A 26,802-nucleotide genomic window follows, 5' to 3' on the forward strand; every position below is an offset into this window, starting at 1 on the left:
CGGTGCAGCGCAGCCAGAGCAATCAGTGTATGACCCAGCTCATCACCCAGAGCCCCAGCACCAGCCAGATGATGCCCAGAATGATCGAGGCACGCATGAAGGCGCGGATGGCCGAGTACAGCAGCAACAAGCCGACGATCAGGGCGAGGATGCTGACAAGTGAAGTATCCATGCCCAGCGTGCGTGCCAGGCCGTCGATGAAATTGCCCCCGGCGTTTGCCAGCAGGTTGAACAGGCCGCTCAAGGCGTCGACGATGAAGCGGATCAACGACCCCAGTGCCTGGCCGAGCCACTCGAAAAAACCTTCTACATGCATAGTTGCTTCCTGATGAACGAATTGGCGCTGTTGCCGCTTCCAAACCTTTGGCCATCAGCTGGCCAGGTCGGTTCCCGATGCCAAGCTTAGCGCGGCCAGCTACCCAAGCGCGGCGGCTTTTGCGTGTAGCTGTGGTCAGCTTATTGCTGCTGGCCGGCCTGTTATGGCTGGCTGATCGCATCTGGCCATTGCCAATGCCGGGCAACGACCTGGCACGGGTAGTGCTGGCAGAGGACGGCACGCCGCTATGGCGGTTCGCTGATGCCGATGGCGTGTGGCGCTACCCAGTCACCCCGGAGGAGGTTTCGCCGCTGTATCTGCAGGCTTTGCTGACCTACGAAGACCGCTGGTTCTACCAGCATCCGGGGGTCAACCCGCTGGCTCTGGCGCGGGCGGCCTGGCTTAACCTGCGCGGCGGCCGTGTGGTATCTGGCGGCAGTACGCTGTCGATGCAAGTGGCACGCCTGCTCGACCCACACGACCGCACCTTAGGGGGTAAGCTGCGCCAGCTATGGCGTACCGCGCAGTTGGAGTGGCACCTGTCCAAGCGCGAGATACTGCAGCTCTACCTCAACCGCGCCCCATTCGGTGGGACCTTGCAAGGTGTTGCCGCAGCCAGTTGGGCTTACTTGGGCAAGTCCCCGCAACACCTCACGCCGGCTGAGGCCGCGTTGCTGGCCGTATTGCCGCAGGCGCCAAGCCGCTTGCGGCCTGACCGTCATCCGGCTCGAGCCCAGCGTGCCCGCGACAAGGTGCTGCAGCGCCTGGATGAATACAGGGTCTGGCCGTCACGACAGATTCAGGAAGCTGCCGAGGAGCCACTGCTACTCGCCCCGCGTCAGGAGCCTGCGCTGGCACCTTTGCTGGCGCGTAGGCTGAACGGCCCGAACAGCCCGACGCTGATTCGCACAACCCTGGACGCCTCGCTGCAGCGGCGCCTGGAAGACCTGCTGCTGGGTTGGCGCGCGCGGCTGCCGGAGCGTACCTCTGCCGCCATTGTGGTGGTCGAAGCGCAGACCATGGCGGTGCGCGCGTACTTGGGCTCGGTCGATCTGAGCGACGCGCGCCGTTATGGCCATGTCGATATGGTTCGCGCGTTGCGCTCGCCAGGTTCGACACTCAAGCCGTTTCTCTATGGCCTGGCCCTGGATGATGGCCTGATCCACTCCGAATCACTGCTGCAGGATGTGCCGCGGCGTTACGGTGATTACCGCCCCGGCAATTTCTCGATGGGCTTCAGTGGCCCGGTGTCGGCAAGCTCGGCACTGGCGCTGTCGCTCAACCTGCCGGCGGTGCAGCTGCTCGAAGCCTACGGGCCCAAGCGCTTCGCCGCACGGTTGCGCATGGCTGGGGTGCCCCTGACGCTGCCGCCGCTGGCCGAGCCTAACCTGGCGTTGATTCTGGGTGGTGCAGGCAGCCGGCTGGAGGATTTGGTGGGCGGTTATGCAGCGCTGGCCCGTGGGGGCAACAGCGCGCAGATCCGCCTACAACCTCAGGCCCCACTGCTGGAGCGGCGGTTGATGTCACCTGGGGCAGCCTGGATTATCCGGCGCATCCTCAGTGGCCAGGCGAGGCCTGATCGCGACCCCCATGCCGAGCTGGTGCAGCGCCCGCAACTGGCCTGGAAGACCGGCACCAGCTACGGCTTTCGCGATGCCTGGTCCATTGGCGTAGGGCCGCGTTACCTGATTGGCGTGTGGATCGGCCGCCCCGATGGCACGCCGGTGCCTGGGCAGTTCGGCCTGGCTTCGGCGGCCCCATTGATGCTGCAGGTGCATGATTTGCTGAGCAACCGCGATAGCCAACGAGGCATTCGCGTCCCGGTGGAGCGTGTGCCCGCCAGTGTCGGGGTGGCGGCAATCTGCTGGCCGCTGGGCCAGCCCATGAACCGACAAGATCCTAATTGCCGCCGGCAACGCTTTGCCTGGACCCTCGATGGCACCACCCCGCCGACCTTGCAGGCGGCCGATCAGCCTCTAGGGCTTGGGCTGCGCGAGCGGATATGGGTCAACCCCCAAGGCTTGCGGGTGGATGGGAGTTGCCAAGGCGCCAATACACTGGACATCGCATTGTGGCCTGCGCCGCTCGAGCCATGGTTGCCACGGGTTGAACGGCGTGCGGCTCGCTTGCCGGCGGTGGACCCTAGCTGCCCACCTCAGGTGCCGGCCAGCGCGCCGCCGCTGTCCATCGTCGGCGTGCGCCCCGGTGATAACCTGCGCCGCCCTGCCACCAGCAGCGAGCCCCTGCAGTTACATGTGTCTGCCCTAGGCGGCGGTGGCCGGCGCTGGTGGTTCCTCAACGGCCAACCGCTGGGGCAGAGCGAAGGGCAGGACAGCATGCTGGTGCGCTTCGACCAGGCCGGGCAGTTCGAGCTCAGCGCGTTGGACGAGAGCGGAGAAACTGCCCGGGTGGCGTTTCAGGTCACCGAGTGAGCTGCCCTAGTGGGTTGTGAAGCGCTGATGAACAGGCGAGGAACTTGGCGTCAACGCTAATGCCAATTGGGTGCGGTTGTGCATATGGGTCAAACGTAGCACCTGGGACACATAGAGCTTCACGGTGTTTTCGGTAATCCCCAGTTCACAGGCAATCTGGTAATTGGTCTTGCCCTTGCTGACCAGCCTGGCAACTTCCAGTTGCCGTGGCGAGAGTTTCTCGAACGCCGCTGGGAGCTCGCCGTCGGGCTCATCGACAGCATCCGTGGCGCGGCGGTGCACGCCCTGGCCACGCGCCTTTTCCAGGTCCTGGTAAAGCTCGTCGATGGAGCCGGCCAGATCTTGCAAGCGTTGGTTCAAAGTGCCCAGGTCCTGAAGGTTGGCCTTGCGTTCGAGCAGCATGCGTTCCAGGCGCCGCACACCTTCGAGCAACTCGTCCAAGTCCATGGGCTTTTGGTAGTAATCGGCAAAGCCTTCGCGCAGGGCGCGGATAACGTCCTGTTTGTCGGCGCGCCCGGTGAGCATGATGGCCTCGAAAATACGCTGGCGTCCGCCTATGTCCTTCAAGGCATGAACCAGCTCGATGCCATCGCGATCCGGCATGTGCAGGTCGCACAACACCAGGCCAATGGCTTCATCGGCAGTGAAGCGCACGATGGCCTCATCGGTCGAATGGGCCGTTACGCATTGGTAACCCTGAACCTCGAGAAACTCGCTCAACTGTTCAACGATCAGTGGCTGGTCATCGACAACTAAAACTTTTACCTCACTGAATGACTTGGTCACGATCAACTCCATGTTCGTGGGCGGCCCTGATCCCGGGCCTAGCGCTTTGGCAGGTTAAAAAATAGACGCTGCCAGCGATTCTGTACAAGGCTTGTACAAGTTATCGGACAACAGGCTGGATTATTGGATCCATATAGCTGTCAGCATGAAACCTGTCAGGACATACGGCACGAAGGCTTGCCTGTCGCCCATCTCTTCAGTGAGGGCGGTCAAGCGTCTTTTTACCTTGGGATTGAGCAGTGCCCATAGGCGTTTGCGGGTCATTAGCCACAGCACCACGCTGACGCCAGCGCCGATGAACGTGCCGAGCACATATTGCGGGCTGGTTGCCACAGCCAGAGCGCCCATCAGCTTGACGTCGTCGGCGCCGAACCGGCCCAGCATGTAGCCAGGTAGGGTCAACAGCATGACGATGGCCAGTGCCCAGCCTGCATCGCTGGCTTCGGCGCCGATCCAGGTGTGGCCGGTCGCGAACAGCCAGACCAGGGCGCCTGTGGCGAAACCCAAGGTCAGCACGTTGGCGATCTGGCGCTCGCGGATATCTTGTTCAGTGCACAAGGCAAGCCACATCAGAAGAACAATGCTTTGCATCGGCAGGCGCCTTCCCGTTCGTTGAACACTTCTACCCGTTCAGTCAGGTTTCCTAGACAGGGTAGACGCGATCTGACGAACGGGCAGGGTGGGCATGCAAAAAGTGCGAAGGCACAGCAGGGCGGCTGGCTTACCTGACACGACCAGGTGGGTAGTTGCCAAGCACTTGAGCGACGGTCTTCTGGATCGCGTTGTTGCGCTCTTCGGGGCCAGGTGGGTAGTTGTTCATGATCTGTTCTGCGCTGCCACGCCAGACCAGCTTGCCGTCGCGGCCATCGAACAGGTCGATTTGGATGGTCGCGACCTTGTAATCGACGCTGCGGGTTTCGTTGTACATCGGGCCGCCCCAGTAGCCATTCCAGTAGCCTCCCCAGCCGCCGCCATAGTTGGTGGTGATCTGCTGCTGGCGCTGCTCGACGATCAGGTAGGCGCGTACGGTGAGGTCGGCCTTGGCGGTGCCCTGGGCAGGGCGCAGGCCACGCTGGTCAAGCTGGTCGGCAACGGCTGTGCGAATGCGTTGCTCGGTCAGGTCACTCTTGATGCGTGGGTCGTCAGGGCGGTATTGCAAGCCCGGCTCCTGCCAGGCCCAGCTGCGGTAGGCAGCGAAATCGCGGCTGGCGTCGAAATCCTGCTGAACATTGTTGCTTGAGCAGGCGGCGAGCACCAACGCGAACGACAGTAGAACGAAGCGGCGCAACATGATGGTTCTCCGTTAGGCGTTAACTGGGAGGATAGCCGCTGAGCGCTTTACGAACCGACTCGCGAAGGGCTGCCTCGCGATCGCGCGGCGAGCTTCTGTCGCTGCCACTTTCGGCGCTGGCGCTCCACACTGGCTGGCCATTGCGGGCATCGAACAAGTCGATACGCACCACCATCACTTCCACCTCGTAGGTACGTACGATCGGCACGCTGCCGTAGGCGCCGTAACCGTTGCGGTAACCGCCAAAGCCAGCGCCGCCGTAGGGGTACGGGCCGTAATAAGGGTCGTAATAGTCATCACGGACTTGGCGCAGGCGCCGCTCCAGGCGCAAGTCAGCACTGACCAGCAAATCGCCGGTAGCGCCCCGGGCGGGGCGAAGGCCCTGCTGATCGAGGGCTGTGCTGATGGCGTCGGCTATTTGCGCAGGGTCTGCCTGAGCAGTGCCGTTGGGCAACTGACCATTACGCCAGCTCCAGCTGCGATAGCGCCCGTAGTCGCGCGGCGCCGCCGGATAGGCGCTGGCATCGAAGGTGCTGGCCGCCTGTGCAGGTGCAGGGGGCAGCGGGCGGCTGCTGGCCACGTAGGGGTTGCTGCCCTGGCAGCCAGCCAGGGCTAGGGGCAGCAGGGCCAGGCACAACAGACGGTACGGCATGTATCCCTCCGGCAGGGGTGCAGTCAGCAGGGCCGGCACATCCAGTGCAGGTAGCGGCCAAGGCCGGCGAAGCTGGGGTGACGGCGGTGAGCCAGTTCCATTTCCAGCAGGTCGGGCAATGGGGCTTTTTCCTGAAATTCTCTAGGCATGTAGTCGTGGAAAACACGCACGCCACTTTCGGTTTGAACGCGCCACATGCCTTCAAGTTGCGCCTTGAGCTCGCGCGGATCAAGCGGTTTTTGCGGGGTCAGGCTCTGCTTTTCACCTTCCAGGCGGTTGCTGCGCAATTTGCGCAGGTGGCCCTTGAGCAAGTTGCGATAGACCAATGCATCGCGGTTGTAGAAGGCCAGCGACAGCCAGCCTGCCGGGGCGGTCAGCTGATGCAGCACCGGCAGGATGCTTTGCGGTTCGGCCAGCCATTCCAGGACGGCGTGGCACAGCACCAGGTCATACGGCTGGTGCAGTTGGTCAGGCAGCGCTTGCCAGGGTGCCTGGATGAAGGTGGCGGGCTGGCCCGCCTCGGCGAAACGTTCCCTGGCCCCTTCGAGCATCGGTGCGGCGGGCTCGGCAAGGGTTACATGGTGCCCACGCTGGGCCAGCCACAAGGCCATATGGCCCAGCCCCGCGCCAACGTCCAGAACCCGCAGCGGCCGATCGGGCAGCGCCTCGGCCAGGTCCGCTTGCAGCACCGCCAGGCGTATCGCGCCCTTGTTGCCGCCGTAGATTTTCTGGGCAAAGCGCGTGGCCAGTTCATCGAAGTGACGGTCATTCATCGGGCGAAGCGCCTTTCGCTGTCGGCAAGCTTGGCCTGCACCACCTGTTCCATATCCAGCCCCAGCTCGCTGCACAACAGCAACAGATAAAGCACCACGTCGCCCACTTCCTGGCCTGCGTGGGCCAGCTGGTCGGCAGGCAATCGCCGGGATTGCTCCACGCTCAGCCACTGGAAGATTTCCACCAGTTCTGCCATTTCGACGCTGGCGGCCATGGCCAGGTTCTTCGGGCTATGAAAGCCGCGCCAGTCGTTGTTGTCGCGAATCCGGTGCAGGCGTTGGGTCAGTTCTTGCAAGTTCATCGGTGCTCTCCTAAGGCTGCATAGCTTCTGCCCAGGCCCGATGCAAAGCAAGTACGAACAAGGCGTTACAGCACGGCCCAGCGCCCGACCATGTGCAGTAATCCACCCTGACCGTCCAGCCGCAACTCCCCTGCGGGCCCCGCCTCGCTGGCACAGAGGATGACTTCCGAGGGCAGGCGCACCGGCTTGCGGAACGCTACTTCGAAGCGGTAACCGCTGGTGGGGATGTGCGTGCGCAAGGCTGCCAATGCCATGGCGCTGCTCCACATACCGTGAGCGATGGCCTTGGGGAAGCCAAACAGCCGTGCGCTGATGGCGCTCAGATGGATCGGGTTGTAGTCACCGCAGACCTTGGCGTAGCGCCGGCCGATATCGGTGTCGGCGTACCAACGGGTCATCTGGGGCAGGGCGCTTGGGGCATGCTCCTGGCTATCGTCTGCCTGGCCATCGAGCTTCAGGCCGCGCACCAACATGCGGCTGGTCTCGCGCCACAGCAGCCCGAGGCCATCCTCGGCCTCGGTGACAAGGTCGAAGGTGCCGCCCTTGGCGTGGGCCTGTAGGTTATCGGCATACACCGCAAAACGCAGCTCGTCGATGCCACCCAGCGGGCGCAGCACGTCGATACGGTTGTGCAAATGGACAAGCCCGAGCAAAGGGAAAGGGAAGTCGTGGCTGGTGAGCAATTGCAATTGCAGGGTGAACGCCATCACGTGGGGGTAGGTGGCGGGCAAACGGCCGTCATCTGTGAAGTGGCAGAGCCTGCGGTAGGCTTCAAGGTTGCCGGGCTGTACGTGGATCAGGCTGCGCAGGCCGCCAGTGGGCAGGGCATGGCCACTGATCTTGCGTTTGCTGGCAGCGCGCAGGTAGAGGCTGGCGCGTGAGTCGGGGCTGTGCAGGTCCTGCCATTGCCGGCTCATGTTCAAGCCCCCATCAAAGCTTGGCCGCAAACGCGCAGCACTTGGCCGTTGACCGCGCCGGAGCCTGGCTGGCTGAGCCAGGCGATGGCTTCGGCGACGTCCTGCGGGCGCCCACCCTGGCCCAGTGAGCTCAGGCGCCGCCCGGCCTCGCGCAGGCCAATGGGCATGGCTGCGGTCATGTGGGTTTCGATGAAACCCGGCGCCACGGCATTGATACTGCTGCCGTGCTCGGCGAGCTTGGCGGCCCAGGCTTGCGCAAAACCGATCAGGCCGGCCTTGCTCGCGGCATAGTTTGCCTGGCCGCGGTTGCCGGCGATGCCGCTGACCGACGCCAGCAGGGTGATCCGCGCGTTATCGCCCAACGCGCCTGCGTCATGCAAAGCCTTGGTCAGCAGTTGCGGGGCCTTGAGGTTAACCGCCATCACCGCATCCCAGTACTCCGGGGTCATGTTGGCGAGGGTCTTGTCGCGGGTGATGCCAGCATTGTGCACCACGATATCGATGCCCTCGGGCAGCGCTTCGAGCAGCCTGGCAGGCGCATCGCTGGCGCAGATGTCCAGCCCCAGGGCCTTGCCGCCAAGGCGAGCGGCCAGTGCATCGAGTTCCTGCTGTGCTTGCGGCACATCCAGCAGCATTACCTGAGCACCATCACGTGCCAGGGTTTGCGCGATGGCGGCGCCGATGCCCCGTGCCGCACCAGTGACCAGGGCGCGGCGGCCACCGAGGGGGCGGGTCCAGTCTTCGACCTGGGCAGTGCAGGCCTGCAGGTGCAACACCTGGCCCGAAATGAAAGCACTTTTGGGCGACAGGAAGAAGCGCAGCGCACCCTCCAGTTGCTCGTCCGCGCCTTCGTCCACATACAACAATTGCGCGGTGGCGCCGTTGCGCAGTTCTTTGGCCAGCGAGCGGCTGAACCCCTCGAGGGCACGCTGCGCGACACTGGCAAGCGGGTCGTCGAGGGTCTGTGGCGCGCGCCCGAGAATTACCACATGAGCACAAGCGGCAAGGCTGCGCAGCAATGGCTGGAAGAACTCGCGCAACTGCTTGAGCTGGTCGCTGTCGGACAAATGGCTGGCGTCGAACACCACGGCCTTGAGCTTGGGCCCAAGCCCGGCGACCCATTGCGGTGACTGCAGGCCTTGGCCATTGAAGCTGTAGAGGGTGTCGGTCAGTCGCGGGGCAATGGCTTCGACCTGCTTTGCCAAGGGGCCGCCACCTAGCACCAGCGCGCCTTCAACCGGGCGCAGGCGGCCTGCCTGCCAGCGCTCCAGCGGCGCCGGGCTCGGCAGGCCAAGGGCATCTACCAGGCGACGCCCGAGGTTGGAGTTGGCAAAGCCGAGATAGCGATCGCTCATGTGCGGGTCTCCCTGAAGGCAAGCTTGCAAGTGTGGACCAACTTTATGCCAAGGTCGTTCGAATGCGGCAAAAACACCTAGGCTGTACGGATCAAATGGTTAACGGAGGACTATACGCATGAGCTCAACTCGTCGGGTCGCGATCCTGGGCGGCAACCGTATTCCCTTCGCCCGCTCCAATGGCGTTTACGCCAACGCCAGCAACCAGGCGATGCTGACTGCGGCCCTGGAGGGCCTGATCGAGCGTTATCGCTTGCACGGGCTGCAATTGGGGGAAGTGGTGGCGGGAGCTGTGCTCAAGCATTCGCGGGACATGAACTTGACCCGCGAATGCGTACTCGGCTCCCGTCTGTCGGCGCAGACGCCTGCCTACGATATCCAGCAAGCCTGCGGCACTGGCCTGGAGGCTGCGCTGCTGGTGGCCAACAAGATCGCCCTCGGGCAGATCGACAGTGGCATTGCCGGCGGCGTGGATACCACGTCCGATGCACCGATCGGGGTCAATGAAGGGCTTCGGCGTATCCTCTTGCAGGCTAACCGTGGCAAAACCTTGGCCGAGCGACTCAAGCCGTTTCTGCAAATACGGGCGAGCCATCTCAAACCTGAGCTGCCGCGTAACGGCGAGCCGCGCACCGGGCTGTCGATGGGCGAGCACTGCGAGCGCATGGCGCAAACCTGGGGCATCGACCGCGCCGAGCAGGACGCACTGACGTTGCAGAGCCATCGGCACCTGGCGGCCTCCTACAACGAAGGTTGGCAAGATGACCTGCTGACGCCTTTTTTGGGCTTGGCCCGTGACAACAATTTGCGTACCGATCTGACCCTTGAGCAACTGGCCAGGCTCAAGCCATCCTTCGACCGCAGCGGCCTGGGCACATTGACGCCCGGCAACTCCACGCCATTGACCGATGGTGCTTCGATGGTGCTGCTGGGTAGCGAGCAGTGGGCTCAAGAGCAGGGCCTGCCAGTGCTGGCGTATCTGGTCGATGGCCAAACCGCTGCCGTGGATTTCGTCACAGGCCAAGAGGGGCTGCTGATGGCGCCGGTGTACGCGGTGCCGCGGCTGCTGGCGCGTAATGGCCTGACCTTGCAGGACTTCGATTACTACGAAATCCATGAAGCCTTCGCCGCTCAGGTGCTATGCACCCTCAAAGCCTGGGAGGATGCCCAATACTGCCGTGACCGGTTGGGGCTGGATGCGCCCTTGGGGCGCATCGATCGCAGCAAGCTCAACGTCAAGGGCAGTTCATTGGCGGCAGGGCACCCCTTCGCAGCGACTGGCGGGCGGATTCTAGCCAACCTGGCGAAGTTGCTGGCCAAGGCCGGTAAAGGCCGCGGGCTGATTTCCATTTGTGCAGCGGGCGGGCAGGGGGTGACGGTTATCGTCGAACGGTGAAGCGAAGGCGATCTCTGATAGGCTTGGCTGCTCGGCACTACAAGAATTGGCTATGCAGTTGATCGGACATCCTCGCGCTATTCCAGCCTTGGGACACTTGCCCCGGCCTGTCTATGCGCGTGTCGAAAGCCTTCACGCCGGTTCCTATGCGACGCGACACAGCCATGATTGGGTCCAGTTCTGTTATGCGATCAGCGGCGTACTGGGGGTTTATACCAACGGTGGCAATTATTTCGCTCCGCCGCAGTGGGGCGTCTGGATACCCGCTGGCGTGGAGCACGATGTGGTGGCATCCGGGCAGGCTGAGATGCGTAGTTTGTACATCCGTCGTGATGCGTGCCAATGGGCGCCGGGGCACTGTCGGGTACTGGAAGTGACGCCCTTGGCCCGTGAGCTGATCAAGCAGTTCTGCCTGATGCCGGTCGAGTACCCTGAAGGCGATAGCGCCGAAGGGCGCCTGGTCAGCGTATTGCTGGACCAGCTGCGCACGTTACCGGAGGTTGGGTTCTCTGTGCCTTTGCCGAGCCATCCAGGCCTGCAGGCGTTGTGTAACAGCCTGATCGCCGAGCCGGACAAGGCGCATACCTTGCAACGATGGGCGGCGAAATTAGGGTGCTCGGAAAAGACCTTGATGCGTTTGTTTCAGCGCGAAACCGGCCTGAGTTTTCGCAACTGGCGCCAGCGGATGCGTTTGTTGTCATCGCTTGCGTTGCTGGAGGCGGGGCAAAGCGTGACCGACGCGGCGCTGGGCTGTGGCTATGATTCGACCTCTGCCTACATCGCGGCCTTCAAGCAATTGTTTGGAGCGACGCCGGGAGAACTGAAGTTTTGATGTAGACCGCCCCGGCCCTTTCGCGGGTAAACCTGCGACAGGGCCGGGGCATCGGTACTCAGGTGCGGAAGCGGCGTACCAGGGCATCCAGTTCATTGGACAGCCCGGCAAGGCTCTCGGAGTCCTGGCGCGCTGCCTGGGCCAACTCAGCTACCAACTGCGCGTCGCCATGAATCTGGCTGATGTGCCGGTTGATGTCCTCGGCCACCTGGTGCTGTTCTTCGGCTGCCGTAGCGATTTGCGTGTTCATGTCGCGGATGATGTCTACCGACTCGCGAATCTGCCCGAAGCTGTCACGGGCCATACCGATGCGGCTGACCGACTGCTGCGACACCTCCAGGCTGGCATGCATCTGCCCAGCCACTTCTGCCGTGCGGCTGGCCAGGTTGCCCAACAAGCCATCGATTTCGGCGGTCGAGTCAGCGGTGCGTTTGGCCAGCGCCCTAACTTCATCGGCCACCACGGCAAAACCACGGCCCTGTTCACCCGCGCGGGCCGCCTCGATGGCGGCGTTCAGCGCCAGCAGGTTGGTTTGCTCGGCAATCGAGCGAATCGTGCCGAGGATGGACTGAATGGCGTTACTGTCGCGCTCCAGTTGCTGGATCGACTGGGCCGACTGTTCGATCTCCTGGCTGAGGCGGTCCACGCTGCTGACTGCCGCGTCGATCTGTTGCTGCCCTTCACGGGCCTGCTGCTGGCCGCTATCGGCCGATTGCGCAGCCTGGCTGCACGAACGGGCCACTTCGTTGGCGGTTGCGACCATCTCGTGGAATGCAGTGGAGACCATGTCCACGGCTTCACGCTGGCGCCCGGCGGCCTCGGCCATGTCGCTGGAAACCTGGGTCGAGCTGGTGGAGGTGCTGAGGATTTTACTGGCGGCTGAGCCGATGTGCTGGATCAGGCTACGGATGGCGCCAAGGAACTGGTTGAACCAGTTCGCCAGTTGCGCAGTTTCGTCGCGCCCACGCACGTCGAGGTTGCGGGTCAGGTCGCCTTCGCCTTGGGCAATGTCTTCCAGGCCGCTGGTGACGCTGTTGATCGGGCGCACGATCAGTTTGGCGAACGCCGCGCCCAGCACGGCGAACACGGCTGCCAGCACCAGCGCGATAGCCCCGATCAGCCAGGTCAGGCGTGTGGTGGTCTGCATCACTTCGCTTTGCTGGATCAGGCCGATGAAGGTCCAGCCCAGTTTCTCGTCCGGGTAGACGTTGGCCATGTAGCGCTCACCGTTGATCTGCACCTCGACCAGACCTTTGCCGGCCTTGGCCAGCTCGGCATAGCCATCACCGAAGCTGCCCAGCTGCTTGAAGTTGTGGCTGGCATCGCGGGGGTCGACCATGACATTGCCGTTGCTTTCCACCAGCATCAGGTACCCGCTTTCACCCAACTTGATCTGTTTCACGATCTCGGTCAGGCCCTTGAGCGAAACATCGATGTTGACCACCCCGCCTGGGTTGCCGAGCTGGTTGGGTACGGCGCGTACGGTGCTGATCAGCACCGCATCGTCGGCAGCCCAGTAGTAGGCGCCAGTACGTACGGTCTTGCCGGGGTTGGCCATGGCCTGCTGATACCACGGGCGCTGGCGCGGGTCGTAGTTGACGAACTTCTGCCCGGCTGGCCAGCACACATAGCCGCCATCACTCACGCCGTAGGAAACATAGGCATAGCCTGGGTGAGACTCTGCCAGACGGGTGAAGAAGTCCATGAGCTGCTGATCCTGTTCACCCAGTTCGTTGGACGGGGTGGCGCTCATGTACTTGTTCAGGTTGGTGCCGGTGGCCGCCACCATCGGCTGCGAGGCCAGGTAGGCGACATTCTGGTCGATGCCCTGGAAGAAGATGTTCATCGCATTGCTGACCTGACGGATTTCCCGGCTGCTGCTGTCGAGGAAACCGTCGCGGGCTTCGCCGCGCAGGTTGAGGACCACCAGGGTGGCTACCAGGACGATGGGCAAGCCCGCGATCACCGCGAAGGCCCAAGTCAGTTTTTGTTTGATGTTCATCGACGCTCCCGGGGTTTTGTTTTTTGCACGCGAGGCAGGTAGCAACTACATCGGCAGCACCCAGGGAAAAATTAGGCCAGACGCCCGTATTTATTGGGCGAAGTCGCATTTGACGACGATTCGGTCGGCGGCAGGCTAATATGGCATACCAAACAATTATGACGCTGTCGCCTCCCCATGCCGTGAAGTGCGAACCAAGCTCCTCAATGGCAGCAGCCCGCGTTTTTGGCCAGGTCCTTGAGAATGGGGCAATCCGGTCGATCGTCTCCCTGGCAGTGGGCAACCAGGTCCCCCAGCGTGTCACGCAGACTCACCAACTCCTCGATGCGCCGGTTCAGCTCATCGATGTGCCGCGTGGCCAGGGCCTTGACATCGGCACTGGCGCGCCCGCGGTCCTGCCACAGAGTCAGCAACTTGCCCACTTCATCCAAAGAAAACCCCAGGTCGCGGGAGCGCTTGATGAACGCCAGGCTATGCAGGTCTTCGGCCTGGTAAACGCGGTAGCCGCTGTCACTGCGCGTGGCCGGTTTGAGTAAACCAATGGCCTCGTAATAGCGGATCATCTTAGTGCTGAGCCCGCTGCGGCGGGCCGCCTGGCCAATGTTCATCGGGCCTCCTCGGCGCTGCTGGTGGGTGCCCAGGTTTTCAACCACAGGGCATTGCTGACCACGCTGACGCTGGACAGCGCCATGGCAGCCCCGGCCATGACCGGGTTGAGGTAACCCAGTGCGGCCAAGGGGATGCCGATCAGGTTATAGATGAAGGCCCAGAATAGGTTCTGACGGATTTTCGCGTAGGTCTTGCGGCTGATTTCCAGCGCAGCCGGGACCAGCCGCGGGTCACCCCGCATCAGCGTGATGCCCGCAGCCTGCATGGCCACGTCAGTACCACCGCCCATGGCGATGCCGATGTCGGCAGCGGCCAGGGCCGGGGCATCGTTGATACCGTCGCCGACCATGGCCACCACCCCGTCCTTTTTCAGCGCAGCTACGGTGGCGGTCTTATCGGCCGGCAGCATTTGGGCGTGCACATCATCGATACCGAGGGCGTTAGCCACCGCCTTGGCGCTGCCGTGGTTGTCGCCGGTCAACAAGTGGCTGCTGATATGGCGGGCGTGCAGTGCAGCGATGGCTTGCTCGGCGCCGGGCTTGAGGCTGTCGCCGAACGCCAGCAGGCCGAGTACGCGTGGCGCCTCACCCTGCTCAATCAGCCAGGACAGCGTGCGCCCCTCGGCTTCCCAGGCTTGTGCATTGCTCGCCAACTCGCCAGGTTGTAGGCCGCTTTCATCGAGCAGGCGGCGGTTGCCAAGCGCCAACGCGCGGCCCCGTACGAAACCGGCAATGCCGCGGCCGGTGAGTGAGAGGCTATCGGTCACTTCAGGCACGTCCAGGCCCTGCTCGGTGCAAACAGCCAGCACCGCCTTGGCCAGGGGGTGTTCGCTGCCCCGCTGCAGGGCGCCGGCCAGGCGCATGAATTCGGCGTTGTCGATCCCCAGCGCCTGGCTGTGAACGACCCGCGGGCTGCCGGAGGTGAGAGTCCCGGTCTTGTCGAACACCACGCGGTTCACTGCATGGGCGCGCTCCAGCGCTTCGGCATCCTTGATTAGAATGCCGTGGCGCGCCGCGACGCCCGTTCCGGCCATGATCGCAGCCGGCGTGGCCAGGCCCAGGGCACAGGGGCAGGCGATCACCAGTACGGCGACAGCATTGATCAACGCCGTCTCCACTGGCGCGCCGGCCAGCCACCAGCCGATTAAGGTGATTACTGCCAGCACCAGCACCGCAGGGACGAACACTTGGCTGACCCGGTCGACCAGCTTCTGGATCGGCGCTTTGGCCGCTTGTGCGTCTTCAACCAGGCGGATGATGCGGGCCAGCACGGTCTGCGCGCCTAGCGCCTCGGTGCGAATCAGCAGCCGGCCTTCGCCGTTGATGGCTCCGCCAGTGACGCGGTCGCCGGGTTGTTTGGCCACCGGTAGGCTCTCGCCACTGATCAGCGCTTCGTCAGCGTGGCTGCTGCCTTCTTCGACGGTACCGTCGACCGGGAAGCGCTCGCCGGGTTTGACCAGCACCCGATCGTCCAGGCGTAGCGCGCTGATCGCAACTTCCTCTTCGTGGCCATCAACCACCCGCAAGGCGCGTTCCGGGCGCAATGCCTCCAGCGCGCGGATGGCACTGGCGGTCTGGCGCTTGGCGCGGCTTTCAAGGTACTTGCCCAGCAATACCAGGGCTATCACCACCGCCGACGCTTCGAAATACAGGTGCGGGGCTGTGCCGACCGGGGCCGTGGCCCACTGGTACAGGCTCAGGCCGTAACCTGCGCTGGTGCCCAAGGCCACTAGCAGATCCATGTTGCCAGCACCGGCGCGCACAGCTTTATAGGCGGCCTGGTAAAAGCGTGCGCCGAGTATGAATTGCACGGGTGTGGCCAGGGCCAATTGCGCCCAGGCAGGTAGCATCCAGTGCAGGCCGAACGGCTGCACTAGCATGGGCAAGACCAACGGCAGTGCCAGCAGCAAGGCGGCCACGACGGCCAGGCGTTCGTTGCGCAGCCGCCACTGGGCGTCTTGCCGGGCACTTTCCGTGGGTTGTGGCAGGCTGGCGCTGTAGCCGGCTTTTTCGACGGCGCTGATCAACAGCGCATCGTCGACCGCCTGCTGCACTTGCAGATGAGCCCGTTCATTGGCCAGGTTGACGCTAACCTGTTCGACCCCTGGTAGCTTGCCCAATGTTCGCTCGACCCGGCCGACGCAGCTGGCGCAGGTCATACCGGTGATCTGTAGTTCCACGGTTCGGCTTGGCAGTGTGGTGGCGGGCATGGCTTTGCTCCTCGGCAGGGCTTGGGCACAGCATCAACCTTGCCACGCAGGGAAGGTCAATAGCCCAGGCTGGCTCGTCGCAACTCAAGGCCATTGTGGCCCATGGCAATACGGTATTTGTTGATCTGCCCCGCTTGCAGGTTGAGCCGTGTGCTGCGTTGGTCCTCGATACCGGCAGCGCAGCCGGGCATTTGCCCAGGCAGCAGGCGCAGGCGCACGTCCACCGGGCCAGGCGGCAGGTTGAAAGATGTGGACTGCTCTTGGAATACCCGACCGGAAAGCTGGTCATTGAGGTACACGCCGATCTCGCAACTGGTCGCCACCTCCAGGCGTTCCCGGGAAATGATCAGTACGCTGTAGTCCGAGTTGCTCTCGGCGCTGGCCGGGGGCACTGCGGCTAGTGCGGCCAGTAGCCCGACTGCGCCCACTGCTGTCCTGAACATGAAAAACCTCCTGCATGCGCGATCGTCAAAGGCGCAGCTTGGCTGAGGTGAGCGCGGATTTCCAGCCCGGCCGCGCAACGCAGAACTTGACCTTGACCCGATGGCAAGCTTGAAACTGGACAAAACCCCGAAGGAGGCATTCCCCATGCAAGTGTTCAATGTACAAGGCATGACCTGTGGCCATTGTGTGAAAGCTGTGACACAAGCAGTGCAGGCGCTGGATGCACAAGCAAAGGTTGACGTGGATCTGGCCGGCAAAACAGTCAACGTGCAGAGCACACTGACGGCTGAGCAGGTGCTGGCGGCCATTCGTGAAGAAGGCTACCAGGCCGAGTTGACATAACCGCAGCCTGATCGCGACACACAGGGCCCGACGCAGGTAGACTTAGCAGCTTGCTTAGCATGCTATGGATTTCTGATGAACCTGCGAATGGTGCTGATTCTGGGCGCACTCAGTGCGTTCGGGCCCTTGGCGATCGACTTCTACCTGCCCGCCTTCCCGGCCATGGCGCAGGCGTTCGCCACCGATGAAAAACACGTACAGGCCACTCTTGCGGCCTATTTCCTTGGCTTGTCGATCGGTCAGCTGGCCTATGGGCCTGTGGCAGATCGGTTTGGTCGGCGCAAGCCGCTGGTATTCGGGGTGGCTTTGTTCACCCTGGCCTCACTGGCCTGCGCCTATGCGCCCAACCTCGACACGTTGATCATCGCTCGCTTTGTCCAGGCGCTGGGCGGTTGCGCGGGCATGGTCCTGTCGCGGGCCATCGTCAGCGACAAGTGCGACCCGGTGGCCTCTGCCAAGGTGTTCTCGCAGTTGATGCTGGTGATGGGCTTGGCCCCGATCCTGGCACCGATGCTGGGTGGGGTGCTGGTAAACTTCGCCGGTTGGCAGTCGATCTTCCTGGCGCTGAGCCTGTTCAGTGCAGCCAGCTTATTGGCCGTAACCCTTGGCCTGCCGGAAAGCTTGCCGGCGCATATGCCGCGCCAGCCACTGTCGGGTGCCTTGCGCCAATACCTGCGTCTGTTGGCCGACCGTGTGTTCCTCGGCCACGCGTTGACGGGGGGGATCGCCATTGCCGGTATGTTTGCCTACATCGCTGGTTCACCTTTCGTCTTCATAAAGCTCTACGGCGTACCTGCTGAACATTATGGGTGGCTGTTCGGCACCAATGCTGCTGGCTTCATCCTGGTCGCTCAGGTCAATGCGCGCCTTCTGGTCAAGCGAGGCCCGGCATTTCTGCTGAGCCGTGCGGTCTGGGTGTACCTCGCGGCGGGCCTCTCGCTGTTGGCTGTTGCGGCCCTGCAACCCGCTGCGCTGTGGCCATTGCTGGTGCCGCTGTTCGTCTGCATCGCCAGCCTAGGGTGCATCATTCCCAACGCGGCCGCCTGTGCCATGAGCGGCCAGGGCGCACGGGCGGGCAGCGCGTCGGCATTAATGGGCTGCCTGCAGTTCAGCGTCGCTGCCGCTGCAGCAGCGCTGGTCGGTGTGCTACATGACGGGAGTGCAATACCCATGAGCCTGGTGATCAGTTTCTGCGGGGCGCTGGTGGTCAGTGTCGCATTGCTGACCCGGCGCTTTCAGGCAGCGCGCCCTGCATGAGCGAGTGAGGGGCCTGCAGGCGATTTTGCAGGGTAGCGACGAAGGCGCGGGCCTCGGCTTCGCTGCGAAAACTCACTACATGCTGGTCGAGCCTGACCTGCCAGGGGCAGTTGGGGTTGCGGGTCGACGTACTGACGACAATTTTCATCGCGGCATACCTCCGATTGGCAAGAGGGGCGCAGATAGTGTAGCGCTGCGCACAACCGTTGCCATGGCCCGAGCGGGTGTTCGGACTGGCGGTCGGGGCGTTGTCTCAAGGGTTTGTCTGAAGTTTCCATAGGCTTTGGCTGAATTGAAGTAGAAGCTTCGCTTTGAGTTGCGCTACTTGGGGAAGGGTACTGTCGGCAGAGTCGCAGCCCGCTCTGGGCCATCCTTCCTTATGCCCAGTATTTTCCCTCCTGCTCTGGTTTGTAGAGCTTTGCCCGCCACATCGACCGATTCGAGGGTCACCCTACCCAGCGTCATTCGGGCTTACCTGCACAGGTTCCGAGCTGCCGGATGCGGCTTTTCTGCGGCTTATACTGGCGGTCGAGCACTTTGCCTTGGGGGCGATTAGCGTAGCCAAGGCTGGCCTCTGGAAACCAGACGTGATCACGCGGGAGAAATAGGGATATGAATGCAGTCAGCAGTATCAGTCAGATTGCCGGCCTGATGGCCGACCCCAAGCGCAGCGCGATGTTATGGGCGCTGATCGATGGCACCCCGAGGCCGACCGATGAACTGGCGATGATGACCGGGCTGACCTCGTCTTCTGCCTGTGCGCATTTGTCGCTGCTGTCTTCGGCAGGCCTGCTCAGGCTCGAGGCGCGGGGCCGCAAGCGCTACTTCAGGCTCGCCACTCCCCAGGTCGGGGTCGCTGTCGAAGCGTTGGCCAGCGTGCAGTTGGTTGCGCAAAACAGGCGGCATACCGAGGTACTTCAATTGCCAATGGCGATGCGCAGGGCGCGCCGCTGTGGTGACCACTTGGGCGGCGAACTGGCGGCTGAACTGTACCATCGGCTGGTAGTGGCTGGTTGGCTGGTGGGCAGTGAGCGGGAGCTCACGGTGAGCGATGAGGGGCGCGCTCAACTGGCGGCCATCGGGGTCTACATCGACGCGCTGGCATCACGACGCCAAGGCGGCTGTTCAGTCTGCCACAACAATGAGTTGAGCGACCAAGGGCCGCACTTGGGCGGCAGCCTTGGCCAGGCATTGCTCAAACTGTTTCTTCAGTCTGGCTGGATACGCGAACCTGAAGGCACGCGGGTGCTGCAGATTTCTGCCGAAGGTGTGCAGCAGATCAACCGCATCGCCCGCGTGGCGACTTTGCAGGTGGGTTGACGGCTTCAGATCAGGCGAGCGTCCAGGCTGTTCTGCGCCAGCTTGCGAGCCTGGTCTTCGGTCATGCCCAGGTGGGTGTGCAGGGCGTGGAAGTTCTCGGTGACATAACCGCCGAAGTAGGCTGGGTCGTCCGAGTTGACTGTCACCTTGACGCCACGCTCGAGCATATCGAGGATGTTGTGTTGGCTCATATCGTCGAACACGCAAAGCTTGGTATTGGACAAGGGGCAAACAGTGAGCGGGATCTGCTCGTCGATGATGCGTTGCATCAGGCGCTCGTCTTCGATGGCGCGTACGCCGTGGTCGATCCGCTTGATCTTCAGAAGGTCCAACGCTTCCCAGATGTACTCGGGCGGGCCCTCCTCACCGGCGTGTGCGACAGCCACGAAACCTTCGCTGCGGGCGCGGTCGAACACGCGCTGGAACTTGCTTGGCGGGTGGCCCATCTCCGAACTGTCCAGACCGACAGCGATGAACGCGTCGCGGAACGGCATGGCCTGGTCTAGGGTCTTTTGCGCTTGCTCTTCGCTAAGGTGACGCAGGAAGCTCAGAATCAAGCCGCTGCTGATGCCCAGTTGCTCCCGGCCATCCTTGAGTGCCTGGTTGATGCCATTGAGCACCACTTCGAACGCGATGCCGCGGTCAGTGTGGGTCTGCGGGTCGAAGAACGGTTCGGTATGAATCACGTTCTGTGCCTTGCAGCGTTGCAGGTAGGCCCAGGTCAGGTCATAGAAATCCTGCTCGGTGCGAAGTACGTCCGCGCCGCGATAGTACAAGTCGAGAAACTCTTGCAGGTTATTGAACGCATAGGCGCTGCGCAGGGTTTCTACGTCATTCCATGGCAGGGCAATCTTGTTGCGCTCGGCCAGTGCGAAGAGCAGTTCAGGCTCTAGCGAACCTTCAAGGTGCAGGTGTAGTTCTGCCTTGGGCAGGGCATTTAGCCAATCATACATAGGGGGAATGTCTCGAATCAGGAACGGTTGCCGACATTCTACAGGGCTCGGCCGGGTATTGCGCCCGGCCGGTCGGTATTCACCTCACCACGTCAGCGGCTCGCCTTTGTAGTTGATGAAGCGCAGGCCACCCTTGCCGCTTTGCGCCTTGATCTGTTCCAGCATGCCCCGAGTGCTGGTGAGCACGTCGATTTCCGCGTTTTCACCGCCCATGTCGGTCTTCACCCAGCCGGGGTGCATGGCCAGTACGCACAGGTCCGGGCGCTGCAGTTCGACCACAAAGCTATTGATCATAGAGTTGAGTGCCGCCTTGCTGGCTTTGTACAGGCACAGTTCGCCGCCGTCGGGGATGGTTACGCTGCCCAGGATCGAGCTCATGAACGCCAGCACGCCAGTGTTTTCGCGCAGCTGGCCTGCCAGGCGGCGGGCGACACGGATCGGGGCCACGGCATTGGTCATGAACAACTCGCCAACGGCCTGGCTGCTTACCGCTTCGAGGTCCTGCGGCAGAGGGCCCATGACGCCAGCGTTGACGAACACCAGGTCGAATACCTCACCTTGCAGGCGTTGCTTGAGGCCGTCGAGTTGAGCGGCGTCATTGATTTCCAGTTGTTCAATGCGCACGCCCGGGACATCTGCCAGGGCGCCGGGCTGCTGGGGATTGCGCACGGTCGCGGTGATGCTCCAGCCATCTTCCTGCAGGCGCTGGACCAAACCCAGGCCTAGGCCGCGGGATGCGCCGATGATGAGGGCAGTTTTCGAAGTTGCCATTGGAAGATTCCTTTATGGGAGTCTGAAAACAATTGAGCATACTGCAGTGCCGTCAGGTGTGCCTGCCTAGCGTCTGGCTAAAAAATGTACAGTTACGCCCGGCCCTGAGTGAGCCGGGCGCTGAACGGTTGGCTCACGGGTTATCCACAGGCTGATCCACAGTAATTGTGCGCAAGCCTGCCCGCGATCTGTCGTTCTCATTGGGGATAACTCACCTCAGTTCAGTCACTTGGTGCTGTCATCAAACGCTGATCAAAATATGCTCAATGCTCCGCAGGCCTTTGCTGGCATGGGATGCAGCGGAGTGCCCCAAGCTTATCCACAGGCCGGCCCACAGTTGATGTGGGCAAGTCTTAGCGGGCCTGCAAGATGATTCGGCCGCGGCTCAGATCGGCCAACTGCTGTTGCAAGGTGCCCAGGTGCTCTTCACCCAGCGCGATTTCAAGGTCGACGCCATTGGCGGTGAACTGCTCGTCCAGCACCAGACCGTCTACCTCTGCCAGGCGCAGTTTCACCAGCGCCAGTTCGCTGAACGTACAACTGCAAACGAATTCGCTGCGCTTTACCAGCAGCCGTTTGGGCGCCTGTTGCAGGCATTTGTTGGCGCCACCCCCATAGGCGCGGGCTAGCCCCCCGGTGCCCAATTGAACGCCGCCGTACCAGCGGATTACCAGCACCACGACCTGGTCGCAATCCTGCGCTTCGATGGCCGCCAGGATTGGCCGCCCGGCGGTTCCGCCTGGTTCACCATCGTCATTGCTGCGGTACTGCCCGCCGATCTTCCATGCCCAGCAGTTGTGGGTGGCGGCCACGTCGCTGTGGCGTTCGATGAAGCTCATGGCTTCGGCCGCACTGGTGATCGGGGCGGCAAGGGTGATGAAGCGGCTCTTGCGGATTTCCTCGCGAAATTCGCAGAGCTCAAGCAAGGTAGAAGACATAAATGAACGTCAGGCGCTCGGCGTGATGCCGCAGCCTTTGAGAATGATGTGGATAAGGTTATTGCTGGCATCTTCCATATCTTGCTTGGTCAGCCGGCTCCGGCCGGTGACCTGGCAGATCTGGGTAGCGAAGTCGGCATAGTGTTGGGTGCTGCCCCAGAGCAGGAAGATCAGGTGTACGGGGTCCACCGGGTCCATTTTTCCGGCTTCGATCCAGGCTTGGAATACAGCAGCCCGGCCGCGGAACCACTCCCGGTAGTCGGCGCTGAAGTACTCGGTGAGGCAACTGCCGCCGCTGATCACTTCCATTGCGAAGATCCGCGAGGCCTGAGGGTTGCGCCGGGAGAACTCCATTTTGGTACGTATGTAATGGCTCAGCGCGGTGCCCGGGTCGTCGTCGACGCTCAAGGCGTTGAAGGTGCTGTCCCACAATTCGATGATGTTACTCAGCACGGCGATGTACAGGCCGAGTTTGTTGGTGAAGTAGTAATGCAGGTTGGCCTTGGGCAAGCCGGCTTTCAGCGCGATGGTGTTCATGCTGGTGCCTTTGAAACCATGACGGGCGAATTCGTCTTCGGCGGCTTGGATGATGGCCTGTTCGTTCTTCTGGCGGATACGGCCGGCGGGCTTGCCCGAGGCGGGGAGGCGATGCGCTGGGACTTCTAGGGTCATGGACGATTCCGGACAGGTCTGTGGCAACGAATGTCGGACAAGATTACCTGCCTGTGCTGGCCTGACAAGCCTTAGCGTCAGAAGCGGGCATCAGCGTGTCGCAGCCAGGCTTTCGAGGAAGCTTTCCAATACCAGATTTGGCCGACGGCCTTTGCGGGTCACCCAGCTCAGGCTCAGGTCGTAGAACCGTTGCGCCGGTTTGAGCGCGCGCAGGCGGCCCTGCTGGACCCAGAAGGTCGCGTAATGGTCCGGAAGATAGCCGATGTAGCGCCCAGTCAGGATCAGAAAAGCCATGCCTTCGCGGTCTGAGGCACTGGCGGTGCAATTGAGGGCCTGGTAATGCGCCTGAATCTCTGCAGGCAGGCGGAAGGTAGGGGCGATGGCCTCCTGGCTGTTCAGGCGCTCATCGTCTATCTGCTGGTTGTCGGCGTAGAACAACGGGTGGCCAACCGCGCAATAAAGCTGTGAACGCTCGCTGTACAGCGATTGATATTCCAGGCCTGAAAGTGGGCTGGTCTGCGGCACCACACCGACGTGCAGACTGCCGTCCAGCACGCCTTGCTCGACCTGGCTGGGGGAAATCATGCGGATCTGGATACGAACTTCGGGGCCGCGGTCCTTGAGTTCGGCCAGGGCATGAGTGATGCGCATGTGTGGCAGGGTAACCAGGTTATCGGTCAGGCCGATGTTGAGCTCGCCGCGCAAATGCTGGTGCAGGCCATTGACCTCGGTGCGGAAAGTTTCAAGCGCACTGAGCAATTGCAGTGCCGAGTGGTACACCTCGCGGCCTTCCTCGGTCAGCGAGAAGCCAGCGCGGCCGCGCTGACACAAACGTAAGCCCAGGCGTTGTTCGAGATCGTTCATCTGCTGACTGATGGCCGAGCGGCCTATGCCCAGCACGTTCTCCGCAGCGGAGAACCCTCCGCATTCAACGACGCTTCGGTAAATTTTCAGCAAGCGGATATCGAAATCACTTACCTGGGCGAGAGGGTCGGGGCGTCGGCTCATAAGTTTAGTCTTGCGCTAACTGAAGATTAGAAATGTAGGCTTTTTCAGACTTTATCGCCGTGCCAATTTAGCTGCAACAACATCCATCGTTGCCTAACAGTCTTTCAAGGACCCCGCCGATGAACATGCCCGAAGCCGTCACTCCAGGTATCGCCAGCCAGCTGAAGCTCGATGCCCACTGGATGCCTTACACCGCCAACCGTAACTTCCAGCGCGATCCGCGCTTGATCGTGGCGGCCGATGGCAATCACCTGGTAGACGACAAGGGCCGGCGAATCTTCGATGCCCTCTCAGGTCTGTGGACCTGTGGTGCCGGGCATACCCGCAAGGAAATCACCGAGGCAGTCGCACGCCAGCTGGGTACTCTCGATTACTCCCCGGCATTCCAGTTCGGCCACCCGCTTTCGTTCCAGCTCGCTGAGAAGATCGCTGAACTGACGCCCGGCGACCTGAACCATGTCTTCTATACCAACTCGGGCTCCGAGTGCTGCGACACCGCGTTGAAAATGGTGCGTGCCTACTGGCGCCTAAAAGGCCAGGCCACCAAGACCAAGATCATTGGCCGTGCGCGTGGCTACCACGGGGTTAACATCGCGGGTACCAGCTTGGGTGGCGTCAATGGCAACCGCAAGATGTTCGGCCAATTGCTGGACGTCGACCACCTGCCCCACACCGTGCTGCCGGTGAATGCCTTCTCCAAAGGCCTGCCAGAGGAGGGCGGTATCGCCTTGGCAGATGAAATGCTCAAGCTGATCGAGCTGCACGATGCGTCGAACATTGCAGCCGTGATTGTCGAGCCGCTGGCAGGTTCCGCCGGTGTACTGCCGCCGCCCAAGGGTTACCTGAAGCGGTTGCGTGAGATCTGTACGCAGCACAACATCCTGCTGATCTTCGACGAGGTCATCACAGGTTTCGGCCGTATGGGTGCCATGACTGGGTCCGAGGCTTTCGGTGTCACCCCAGACCTTATGTGCATCGCCAAGCAGGTCACCAACGGTGCCATTCCGATGGGGGCAGTGATCGCCTCCAGTGAGATCTACCAGACCTTCATGAACCAACCGACTCCGGAATACGCCGTCGAATTTCCTCACGGCTACACCTACTCGGCGCACCCTGTTGCCTGCGCCGCCGGTATTGCTGCGCTCGACCTTCTGCAAAAAGAGAACTTGGTGCAGTCGGCTGCAGAGTTGGCGCCGCACTTCGAGAACCTATTGCACGGCATCAAAGGCACCAAGAATGTCGTCGACATCCGTAACTATGGCCTGGCAGGCGCGATTCAAATCGCTGCCCGCGACGGTGATGCCATCGTGCGGCCTTACGAAACGGCCATGAAGCTGTGGCAGGCCGGCTTCTATGTGCGCTTTGGCGGCGACACTTTGCAGTTCGGGCCAACCTTCAATACTCAGCCGCAGGAGCTGGACCGTCTGTTCGACGCGGTCGGTGAAGCCCTGAACAAGATCGACTGATCATCACGCTTTCGACGCAGAGCGCGTGAGCCGATCACGCGCCTGACTCAACCTTCTTTATCTGGAGTTTTGCATGAGCATTGTTCAGCACCTGATTCACGGCGAGCTGGTTACCAAGGGTGAGCGTACCGCCGATGTCTTCAATCCTTCTACCGGCCAAGCGGTGCGTAAGGTGGAGTTGGCCAGCCGCGCGACCGTTCAGCAGGCCATCGATTCTGCCAAGGCTGCGTTCCCGGCTTGGCGCAATACCCCCCCGGCCAAGCGCGCTCAGGTGATGTTCCGCTTCAAACAACTGCTGGAGCAGAATGAAGCACGCATCTCGCAGATGATCAGCGAAGAGCACGGCAAGACCCTGGAAGACGCTGCTGGTGAACTCAAGCGTGGCATTGAGAACGTCGAGTTTGCCTGCGCGGCGCCAGAGGTGCTTAAAGGTGAATACAGCCGCAATGTTGGCCCTAACATCGATGCCTGGTCCGACTTCCAGCCGCTGGGCGTAGTTGCTGGCATCACCCCGTTCAACTTCCCAGCCATGGTGCCGCTGTGGATGTACCCGTTGGCCATTGCCTGCGGCAACGCCTTCATCCTCAAGCCATCCGAGCGCGATCCCAGCTCGACGCTATTCATTGCGCAGTTGTTGCTGGAGGCTGGCCTGCCGAAGGGTATCCTCAACGTGGTGCACGGCGATAAAGAAGCCGTCGATGCGCTCATCGAAGCACCGGAGGTCAAAGCACTGAGCTTCGTTGGTTCGACGCCAATCGCCGAGTACATCTACGCCGAAGGTACCAAGCGCGGCAAGCGCGTCCAGGCTCTGGGTGGTGCGAAGAACCACGCAGTGTTGATGCCCGACGCTGATCTGGACAACGCGGTCAGTGCGCTGATGGGTGCGGCATACGGTTCGTGCGGTGAGCGCTGCATGGCTATTTCGGTGGCTGTGTGCGTCGGTGATCAGGTTGCTGATGCGCTGATCGCCAAGCTGGAGCCGCAGATCAAGGCGTTGAAGATCGGTGCTGGTACTTCCTGTGGTCTTGACATGGGGCCGCTGGTGACCGCTGCTGCCCGTGACAAGGTAGTCGGCTATATAGACGATGGCCTGGCCGCTGGCGCCAAACTGGTGGTCGATGGTCGTGGTTTGCGTGTAACGGGTAATGAAGACGGCTACTTCGTCGGCGGTACCCTGTTCGATCACGTGACCCCAGAAATGCGCATCTATAAAGAAGAGATCTTCGGCCCGGTGTTGTGCGTGGTGCGCGTGAACAGCCTGGAACAAGCCATGCAATTGATCAATGACCATGAGTATGGCAACGGCACTTGCATCTTTACCCGTGACGGTGAAGCCGCGCGCCTGTTCTGCGACGAAATCGAGGTAGGCATGGTGGGGGTCAACGTACCGCTCCCTGTTCCTGTCGCTTACCACAGCTTTGGTGGCTGGAAGCGTTCGCTCTTCGGTGATCTGCACGCCTATGGGCCGGATGGTGTGCGCTTCTATACCCGCCGTAAGGCGATCACCCAGCGCTGGCCGCAACGTTCCAGCCATGAAGCGTCGCAGTTTGCATTCCCTAGCTTGTAAGCGCTGAGCGCAAGCGGGGGAGGGCGCAAGCCTCCCCCGCTTCGTTTTTGAGCAATATTGAACTTTCTTGAAATTAAAGGTTGACGGGCTTTCGAATCCCCTTATAATGCGCCCCACTTCCAGCGACATCGGAACGAAAAACTCCTTGAGATTCAACGAGTTAATTAGTTTGGGCGAGATTGGAAGCGCTTC

General features: G+C 62.0%; 27 protein-coding genes and 1 pseudogene. 8 read left to right on the forward strand and 20 right to left on the reverse strand.

Going from position 1 to position 26,802, the window contains the following annotated elements:
* Positions 1-22 precede the first annotated feature (22 nt).
* Positions 23-316 carry a hypothetical protein gene (locus ACK59H_RS15105; protein ID WP_012316393.1) on the reverse strand — a complete coding sequence of 98 codons (294 nt, stop codon included), beginning with the start codon at positions 314-316 and terminating at the stop codon, positions 23-25.
* A 77-nt stretch (positions 317-393) separates the two neighbouring features.
* On the opposite strand from ACK59H_RS15105, the gene pbpC reads away from it, so the two are divergent.
* On the forward strand, positions 394-2,748 hold the full coding sequence (gene pbpC / locus ACK59H_RS15110) for a peptidoglycan glycosyltransferase PbpC (RefSeq protein ID WP_060479745.1): 2,355 nt from the start codon (positions 394-396) through the stop codon (positions 2,746-2,748).
* Between the two features lie 6 nt (positions 2,749-2,754).
* Here pbpC and ACK59H_RS15115 read toward each other — a convergent pair whose 3' ends face one another.
* From ACK59H_RS15115 to ACK59H_RS15150, 8 genes are all read right to left on the reverse strand, one after another.
* Positions 2,755-3,546: a response regulator transcription factor gene (locus ACK59H_RS15115; RefSeq protein WP_060479744.1), complete on the reverse strand. Its 792-nt coding sequence runs from the start codon at positions 3,544-3,546 to the stop codon at positions 2,755-2,757.
* Between the two features lie 108 nt (positions 3,547-3,654).
* Positions 3,655-4,125 (reverse strand): A24 family peptidase, encoded by a 471-nt coding sequence (locus tag ACK59H_RS15120; protein ID WP_060479743.1) that lies wholly within the window; start codon positions 4,123-4,125, stop codon positions 3,655-3,657.
* A gap of 130 nt (positions 4,126-4,255) precedes the next feature.
* Entirely contained in the window at positions 4,256-4,825 is a 570-nt protein-coding gene (locus ACK59H_RS15125) for a DUF4136 domain-containing protein (protein ID WP_060479742.1), read from the reverse strand.
* Between the two features lie 19 nt (positions 4,826-4,844).
* On the reverse strand, positions 4,845-5,477 hold the full coding sequence (locus ACK59H_RS15130) for a DUF4136 domain-containing protein (protein WP_060479741.1): 633 nt from the start codon (positions 5,475-5,477) through the stop codon (positions 4,845-4,847).
* 23 nt (positions 5,478-5,500) lie between these two features.
* Entirely contained in the window at positions 5,501-6,250 is a 750-nt protein-coding gene (locus ACK59H_RS15135) for a methyltransferase domain-containing protein (protein WP_060479740.1), read from the reverse strand.
* The gene (locus tag ACK59H_RS15140) at positions 6,247-6,552 is read right to left on the reverse strand and encodes a MazG-like family protein (RefSeq protein ID WP_060479739.1); all 306 of its coding nucleotides are present in this window, start codon (positions 6,550-6,552) and stop codon (positions 6,247-6,249) included. Before ACK59H_RS15140 ends, ACK59H_RS15135 begins: the two co-directional genes overlap by 4 nt.
* Positions 6,553-6,617: 65 nt before the next feature.
* A complete protein-coding gene (locus tag ACK59H_RS15145) occupies positions 6,618-7,469 on the reverse strand; it encodes a MaoC/PaaZ C-terminal domain-containing protein (RefSeq protein ID WP_060479738.1) in 852 nt (283 codons plus the stop codon).
* Between the two features lie 2 nt (positions 7,470-7,471).
* Complete coding sequence (locus ACK59H_RS15150; protein WP_060479737.1) at positions 7,472-8,824, reverse strand: 3-oxoacyl-ACP reductase; 1,353 nt, start codon at positions 8,822-8,824, stop codon at positions 7,472-7,474.
* A 118-nt stretch (positions 8,825-8,942) separates the two neighbouring features.
* Between ACK59H_RS15150 and ACK59H_RS15155 the strand changes: the two genes are divergently transcribed.
* Complete coding sequence (locus ACK59H_RS15155; RefSeq protein WP_060479736.1) at positions 8,943-10,220, forward strand: acetyl-CoA C-acetyltransferase; 1,278 nt, start codon at positions 8,943-8,945, stop codon at positions 10,218-10,220.
* Positions 10,221-10,272: 52 nt separating this feature from the next.
* The gene (locus tag ACK59H_RS15160; protein WP_060479735.1) at positions 10,273-11,052 is read left to right on the forward strand and encodes a helix-turn-helix domain-containing protein; all 780 of its coding nucleotides are present in this window, start codon (positions 10,273-10,275) and stop codon (positions 11,050-11,052) included.
* Positions 11,053-11,110: 58 nt separating this feature from the next.
* Here the strand turns inward: ACK59H_RS15160 and ACK59H_RS15165 are convergent, their stop codons facing one another.
* The 5 genes and pseudogenes from ACK59H_RS15165 to ACK59H_RS15185 form a co-directional block, all read right to left on the reverse strand.
* Positions 11,111-11,878 carry a methyl-accepting chemotaxis protein gene (locus ACK59H_RS15165; RefSeq protein WP_409264594.1) on the reverse strand — a complete coding sequence of 256 codons (768 nt, stop codon included), beginning with the start codon at positions 11,876-11,878 and terminating at the stop codon, positions 11,111-11,113.
* A gap of 90 nt (positions 11,879-11,968) precedes the next feature.
* Positions 11,969-13,054 (reverse strand): annotated as a pseudogene (locus ACK59H_RS15170) (sensor histidine kinase); the annotation flags it as partial.
* A gap of 203 nt (positions 13,055-13,257) precedes the next feature.
* Entirely contained in the window at positions 13,258-13,662 is a 405-nt protein-coding gene (gene cueR / locus ACK59H_RS15175) for a Cu(I)-responsive transcriptional regulator (protein ID WP_060479733.1), read from the reverse strand.
* Positions 13,659-15,872 carry a heavy metal translocating P-type ATPase gene (locus ACK59H_RS15180; protein ID WP_371326787.1) on the reverse strand — a complete coding sequence of 738 codons (2,214 nt, stop codon included), beginning with the start codon at positions 15,870-15,872 and terminating at the stop codon, positions 13,659-13,661. Before ACK59H_RS15180 ends, cueR begins: the two co-directional genes overlap by 4 nt.
* A 56-nt stretch (positions 15,873-15,928) precedes the next feature.
* Positions 15,929-16,315 (reverse strand): hypothetical protein, encoded by a 387-nt coding sequence (locus ACK59H_RS15185; RefSeq protein ID WP_060479732.1) that lies wholly within the window; start codon positions 16,313-16,315, stop codon positions 15,929-15,931.
* Between the two features lie 145 nt (positions 16,316-16,460).
* On the opposite strand from ACK59H_RS15185, the gene ACK59H_RS15190 reads away from it, so the two are divergent.
* Positions 16,461-16,658 (forward strand): heavy-metal-associated domain-containing protein, encoded by a 198-nt coding sequence (locus ACK59H_RS15190; RefSeq protein ID WP_060479731.1) that lies wholly within the window; start codon positions 16,461-16,463, stop codon positions 16,656-16,658.
* Positions 16,659-16,733: 75 nt separating this feature from the next.
* The gene (locus ACK59H_RS15195; RefSeq protein ID WP_409264592.1) at positions 16,734-17,915 is read left to right on the forward strand and encodes a multidrug effflux MFS transporter; all 1,182 of its coding nucleotides are present in this window, start codon (positions 16,734-16,736) and stop codon (positions 17,913-17,915) included.
* Here the strand turns inward: ACK59H_RS15195 and ACK59H_RS15200 are convergent.
* The gene (locus ACK59H_RS15200; protein WP_081016688.1) at positions 17,866-18,063 is read right to left on the reverse strand and encodes a hypothetical protein; all 198 of its coding nucleotides are present in this window, start codon (positions 18,061-18,063) and stop codon (positions 17,866-17,868) included. The genes ACK59H_RS15195 and ACK59H_RS15200 overlap by 50 nt on opposite strands.
* Positions 18,064-18,527: 464 nt before the next feature.
* Between ACK59H_RS15200 and ACK59H_RS15205 the strand changes: the two genes are divergently transcribed.
* Positions 18,528-19,235, forward strand: a complete 708-nt coding sequence (locus tag ACK59H_RS15205) for a helix-turn-helix transcriptional regulator (protein WP_060479730.1) — start codon at positions 18,528-18,530, stop codon at positions 19,233-19,235.
* 5 nt (positions 19,236-19,240) lie between these two features.
* Here ACK59H_RS15205 and ACK59H_RS15210 read toward each other — a convergent pair whose 3' ends face one another.
* The 5 genes from ACK59H_RS15210 to ACK59H_RS15230 form a co-directional block, all read right to left on the reverse strand.
* A complete protein-coding gene (locus tag ACK59H_RS15210; RefSeq protein ID WP_186476449.1) occupies positions 19,241-20,188 on the reverse strand; it encodes an adenosine deaminase in 948 nt (315 codons plus the stop codon).
* 84 nt (positions 20,189-20,272) lie between these two features.
* Positions 20,273-20,959 carry an SDR family oxidoreductase gene (locus ACK59H_RS15215; RefSeq protein WP_060479728.1) on the reverse strand — a complete coding sequence of 229 codons (687 nt, stop codon included), beginning with the start codon at positions 20,957-20,959 and terminating at the stop codon, positions 20,273-20,275.
* A gap of 353 nt (positions 20,960-21,312) precedes the next feature.
* Positions 21,313-21,897, reverse strand: coding sequence for an IMPACT family protein (locus tag ACK59H_RS15220; RefSeq protein WP_409264593.1), 585 nt, complete (start codon positions 21,895-21,897; stop codon positions 21,313-21,315).
* Positions 21,898-21,906: 9 nt separating this feature from the next.
* Positions 21,907-22,569: a TetR/AcrR family transcriptional regulator gene (locus tag ACK59H_RS15225; protein ID WP_060479726.1), complete on the reverse strand. Its 663-nt coding sequence runs from the start codon at positions 22,567-22,569 to the stop codon at positions 21,907-21,909.
* Positions 22,570-22,659: 90 nt separating this feature from the next.
* Entirely contained in the window at positions 22,660-23,577 is a 918-nt protein-coding gene (locus tag ACK59H_RS15230) for a LysR family transcriptional regulator (protein ID WP_060479725.1), read from the reverse strand.
* A gap of 119 nt (positions 23,578-23,696) precedes the next feature.
* Between ACK59H_RS15230 and ACK59H_RS15235 the strand changes: the two genes are divergently transcribed.
* On the forward strand, positions 23,697-25,043 hold the full coding sequence (locus tag ACK59H_RS15235) for an aspartate aminotransferase family protein (RefSeq protein WP_060479724.1): 1,347 nt from the start codon (positions 23,697-23,699) through the stop codon (positions 25,041-25,043).
* Between the two features lie 73 nt (positions 25,044-25,116).
* A complete protein-coding gene (locus ACK59H_RS15240) occupies positions 25,117-26,610 on the forward strand; it encodes a CoA-acylating methylmalonate-semialdehyde dehydrogenase (protein ID WP_060479723.1) in 1,494 nt (497 codons plus the stop codon).
* The last annotated feature ends 192 nt before the right edge of the window (positions 26,611-26,802 follow it).

The sequence above is a fragment of the Pseudomonas sp. KCJK9000 genome (assembly GCF_046230725.1).
In the GTDB taxonomy this organism is placed as follows: Bacteria; Pseudomonadota; Gammaproteobacteria; order Pseudomonadales; family Pseudomonadaceae; genus Aquipseudomonas; species Aquipseudomonas promysalinigenes.